Genomic DNA, 4,473 nt, shown 5'->3' on the forward strand with positions numbered 1-4,473 from the left:
AAGTCTCATGATTATTGAGGAAGATTTATCCACAGAAATCATGGAACAGATTGCAAAACAGATTTTTAAATTTCTCTGTTTTGTACAAAAAATCATCTGGACCTAAAGTGGGGTCCTAAACAGTTACAAAAAGTTAAATTTAAAACCATTAACATGATATGGCCTCATTAAAGGCAGTATAGGAGGACTATGCACAAAAGACATAAAACACTTGCGATAATAACCCTTTTCTGCATTACAGGAATTTTGCTCGCCGCCTGCACAGCAAAAAAGCCGTCTGATAAAACCAGACAGGAACAGGCCGAAAAACATAGGAGTATGAATCAGAGGAAACAGAATCTTTGGAAAAGGAAAATTCGCCTGAAGCCACAGGGGCACTGAGCTATCTGACCGGACTTCCAATTGAGGAAGAACAACAGAACATATCAGGGCCAGCTGTCCGCAGACCGGAATAGAAAAAGCTTCAATTATTTATAAAGCACCGGTAGAGGGACGAATTACCCGCTTAATGGGATTATTTGAGGATTGGGAATCTATTGAAAAAATTGGATACATCCGAAGCAGCAGAGACTATTTTGTATATTGTGCCCTGGAACATGATGCTGTTTATTGCCACTTCGGACAGGCCACCATGTATGTGGACGCGCTGCTGAACAGCGACAGGGTGGATAATATCAGCGCAGCAGTTGCAGGAATTGACCATCCTGCTTATGATGTATTCCGCCGCACAACAGACAGAAGAGCGCCTCACAATGTGGTGGCATCAGGAAAAGACATTTTGAAAAATGTAGAGCTCTTTGGATACAGTCTGGAATACCATGATACCTTTCAACCCAAATTTACATTTTTAAGCAGTCATGATGCCGATATATATAAGAATATGCCGGATGTAAATATTATTTATCCAGGCGGACAGGCATCAGACGGTGCCAACGGCTACAGCCGTATTCAGGCTTATTTCCAATATGATGGAGAAAAATACTACCGTTATCAATACGGCGGTCCCCACATAGACGAGGTAACAGGAAATCAGCTGACGTGTGATAACGTAATACTACAGTACTGTTATGGCGAGGTAAGGGATGAAAATGACTATCTTGCCTTTGGGTGCCACGGTGACAATGGACTTCCTGTACAGGTATTCACACAGGGAAAGGTAATTAATGGGACATGGTCCCGGTACAGTGACAATGACCCGGCCGTTTATCTGGACGAAGCCGGAAACCCCATAAAACTGACTCCCGGAAAAATATGGATTTGTATTATATGGGCTGATTATGCGGAGGATGTTGAGCTTGTCAAATAATGAAAGGAAAATAAATATGGTACATAAAAAAAGCATTATAAAATTTATTCTTATATTATTATTGGTTTTAATCGCTGTAGTACTTATAAGAATAGCCCTGTTTTCTGTGCATGAAAAGGATGAAAGACCAATTTCAGTTGAAGAGACAGAGATCCAGATGGAGCTCTAAAAATTAGAGTGTTTTGATTGTCTCATCATAACTAAAAATTAACTGATTCATTTCCATGAGACAAAAATCGGCAGAAATAAAAAAAAAATCGGCCACCGGACCGTGAAAGCCTCAATTCCCTTTCACAGCCGTCGGCCGGTTCTTTAGTAATTAAAGTTGTGGGGGTGCCAAAGTTTTCTATGTCCGTAACATATGGCACAGCTAGAATCCCCTGTATCATTCAATATGCACTGCGCCTTTATTCCGCTATCTTCGCACCGCAGCATCCGCAGAAAACAAAGCCGTCCTTCATTTCGGCGCCGCATACAGGACACTTCCTGGCAGGCTTTTCCCAGGCTTCCTTTGCAGGCTCCGGCTCCAGAAGAGAGCCGCACTGCGTACAGAACCGCAGGCCTTCCTGATTCAGGGCCTGGCAGGCGGGACAGACCACCATAGATTCCGGGGCCGGATCAGGTTTCTTTTCCGGTTCGGCGGCAGCAGTGTCGCCGGTATTATTTCTGTTTTCCTCCGGCGGCCGGGCTTCGTCATTATCCGCGCTGTTTCCTTTGGGGTTATTTTCCCGTTTTATCCGTTCGATCTCAGCCTTTGCCTGCTCAATCGCCTCATAATGTGCGGCGGCGGCAGCGCAGAAATCCTGGATTTCTGTGTCGATGGGTTCCTCTCCTGCAAATTTTTTATAATAAAAATCTCCGATCTTATTCAGTTCTTCTGCAGCAGCATTCTTTTCTGAAGAAATTTTCGCATTGAGCTTTGTGATCTCAATGGCGTCGTTTGTCCTGTCCCCGATATTTTTTGCGATATTACCAATCTTGTCTAAAAAGTCCATATGAGCAATACCTCCTTTTTCCCTATTCTATATTTATATATGTGGTATAACAAGTAAAATTTTATTAAGCTTCTATTAAATTAATTGGAATCCCGGGCTAAACGTGTTATTCTTTGCATATAGCGGGTGTAACTGTCTCTGTAACGGGAGCAAAGGAGCAGCCGGGAAAGGAAAACCATGTTGAATCTGGGATTTTATTTTTGTCTATTATTAGGAATTATCTTTTTGATCCTCGGAATTATTTTTGCTTTTCTTAAGGAGAAGGGCGCGATGCTAATCAGCGGTTTTAATACCCTGCCTGAAAGAGAGCGGGAAAAATACGACAAGGAGCGAATGAGCCGGGATCAGCGGAACCTGTTTTTTCTGTGGTGCGGCGTATTCCTGATTGGGGGAGCGCTGTCGTATTTTGTAAACACATATTGTGCCATTCCGGCTTTTGCCATCTGGCTGGTTCTGTTTTTCCATGAGGTCCATATAGATACGGAAAAGGCTTTTGGCAAATACCGTAAATGAGTTTCTGACGGAACAGGCTGTAATATTTACGCCGCCAGATGACTGACGGTGCGGCCGCAGCGGAACGGTTGTTATATATATGCATTTTCCTGTAAAATAATGCCCCCTGCCGGTTAGAATTGATGCCGGCAGGGGGTGTGTCCTTAGGGGGAATCACCTATGTAATTAGAAATCTACTTCTAAGTCATAATAGCAGCACTTCAAAAGTTTTTCCATTTCCTCCTGTGTGGGGATACGGGGATTGCTGCCTGTGCAGGCGTCTCCGATAGCAAGCTCCGCAACTGAGGGAAGCTTGTCAAGGAATTCCTTCTCGTCAATGATGGAATTATCTGCAATAAGCCCTCCTTCTCCGTAATTCTTGATTGCAAGAGGAATATTCAGCATTCTGTTCATATTGCGCAGCTCTTCAATTAAGGATTCAACCAGTTCTTCGGTAGTATTTCCGGGAAGGTTGATAAATCTGGCAATATCTGCATATCTTTCAGAAGCTTCCGCATTTGCCGCATTGAATTTGATTACCTTGGGAAGGTACATTGCGTTTGCAGCCCCGTGGATAATATGTCCGCCTGAGAAAGCAGCGCCGGTCTTGTGTGCCATGGAATGAACAATTCCCAAAAGTGCATTGGAGAATGCCATACCAGCCAGGCACTGGGCGTCATGCATCTGATCGCGGGCGTCCATATCGCCGTCATAGGATTTCTTCAGGTAGTCATGAATCATCTTGATGGCATGGAGAGCTAAAGGATCCGTGTAATTGCAGTGAAGCGTGGATACATAGGCTTCTACCGCATGTGTCATGGCATCCATACCTGTATGGGCTACCAGCTTCGGAGGCATTGTCTCCGCAAGGTTAGGATCAACGATGGCAACGTCGGGCGTAATGTTAAAGTCTGCCAGAGGATATTTAATACCCTTCTGATAGTCCGTGATAACTGCAAAAGCGGTAACCTCCGTTGCTGTTCCGGATGTGGAGGAGATAGCGCAGAAATGAGCTTTCTGGCGCAGCTCCGGGAACGCAAAAGGAGTTATCAGATCTTCAAAGGTAGTGTCGGGGTATTCGTAGAATGCCCACATGGTCTTGGCTGCATCAATCGGTGAGCCGCCGCCCATGGCAACGATCCAGTCGGGTTCAAATTCCTGCATCATTTTCGCGCCGCGCATAACTGTTTCTACGGAAGGATCGGACTCAACGCCTTCAAAAAGCTTCACTTCCATGCCGGCTTCCTTCAGATATTCTTCAGCCTGTCCGAGGAATCCGCCTCTCTTCATGGAACCGCCGCCAACAACGATGATGGCTTTCTTTCCTTTCAGATTCTTAAGCTCTGCGAGTGATCCCTTTCCATGATATAAGTCACGCGGTAAAGTAAAACGTCCCATTGCTAAAATACCTCCTTAAATTTGTATGATTACCGGGTATGTCATGTCCCCCTTGATTGACATCTCGATTTGTTAATATTTTAACACTTTGGAGCTGCAATGTCAATTCAATTGGAGAAAATAAACAAATAAATAAATGTGAATATAAAAAATATTGGTGTTAGTCCGCAAATGTGTTGGTAACCTATATAAGTCCGTTTTATCACCCTTGTGATCTGGTATTATATCCTTATATTTAGGAGGATGATACCATGACCAATCAGGAATTACTTATGAGCCATA

General features: G+C 44.0%; 5 protein-coding genes. 3 read left to right on the forward strand and 2 right to left on the reverse strand.

What is annotated here, in order from left to right:
• Positions 1-469: 469 nt before the first annotated feature.
• Positions 470-1,306, forward strand: coding sequence for a DUF3048 domain-containing protein (locus tag FYJ45_RS31970; protein ID WP_276892251.1), 837 nt, complete (start codon positions 470-472; stop codon positions 1,304-1,306).
• Positions 1,296-1,475, forward strand: coding sequence for a hypothetical protein (locus tag FYJ45_RS28755; RefSeq protein WP_154468365.1), 180 nt, complete (start codon positions 1,296-1,298; stop codon positions 1,473-1,475). Before FYJ45_RS31970 ends, FYJ45_RS28755 begins: the two co-directional genes overlap by 11 nt.
• A 238-nt stretch (positions 1,476-1,713) precedes the next feature.
• Here FYJ45_RS28755 and FYJ45_RS28760 read toward each other — a convergent pair whose 3' ends face one another.
• The gene (locus FYJ45_RS28760; RefSeq protein WP_154468366.1) at positions 1,714-2,301 is read right to left on the reverse strand and encodes a zinc ribbon domain-containing protein; all 588 of its coding nucleotides are present in this window, start codon (positions 2,299-2,301) and stop codon (positions 1,714-1,716) included.
• 177 nt (positions 2,302-2,478) lie between these two features.
• Between FYJ45_RS28760 and FYJ45_RS28765 the strand changes: the two genes are divergently transcribed.
• Complete coding sequence (locus tag FYJ45_RS28765; protein WP_330588862.1) at positions 2,479-2,814, forward strand: DUF3784 domain-containing protein; 336 nt, start codon at positions 2,479-2,481, stop codon at positions 2,812-2,814.
• Between the two features lie 165 nt (positions 2,815-2,979).
• Here the strand turns inward: FYJ45_RS28765 and FYJ45_RS28770 are convergent, their stop codons facing one another.
• Positions 2,980-4,191, reverse strand: coding sequence for an iron-containing alcohol dehydrogenase (locus tag FYJ45_RS28770; protein ID WP_154468367.1), 1,212 nt, complete (start codon positions 4,189-4,191; stop codon positions 2,980-2,982).
• Positions 4,192-4,473: the final 282 nt, after the last annotated feature.

Source organism: Eisenbergiella porci, assembly GCF_009696275.1.
GTDB lineage: Bacteria > Bacillota > Clostridia > Lachnospirales > Lachnospiraceae > Eisenbergiella > Eisenbergiella porci.

Bases quoted from the DNA above. Each gene is read 5' to 3' on its own strand.
- FYJ45_RS28760 (WP_154468366.1), bottom strand. From the start codon at position 2,301: ATGGACTTTTTAGACAAGATTGGTAATATCGCAAAAAATATCGGGGAC.
- FYJ45_RS28765 (WP_330588862.1), top strand. From the start codon at position 2,479: ATGTTGAATCTGGGATTTTATTTTTGTCTATTATTAGGAATTATCTTT.
- FYJ45_RS28770 (WP_154468367.1), bottom strand. From the start codon at position 4,191: ATGGGACGTTTTACTTTACCGCGTGACTTATATCATGGAAAGGGATCA.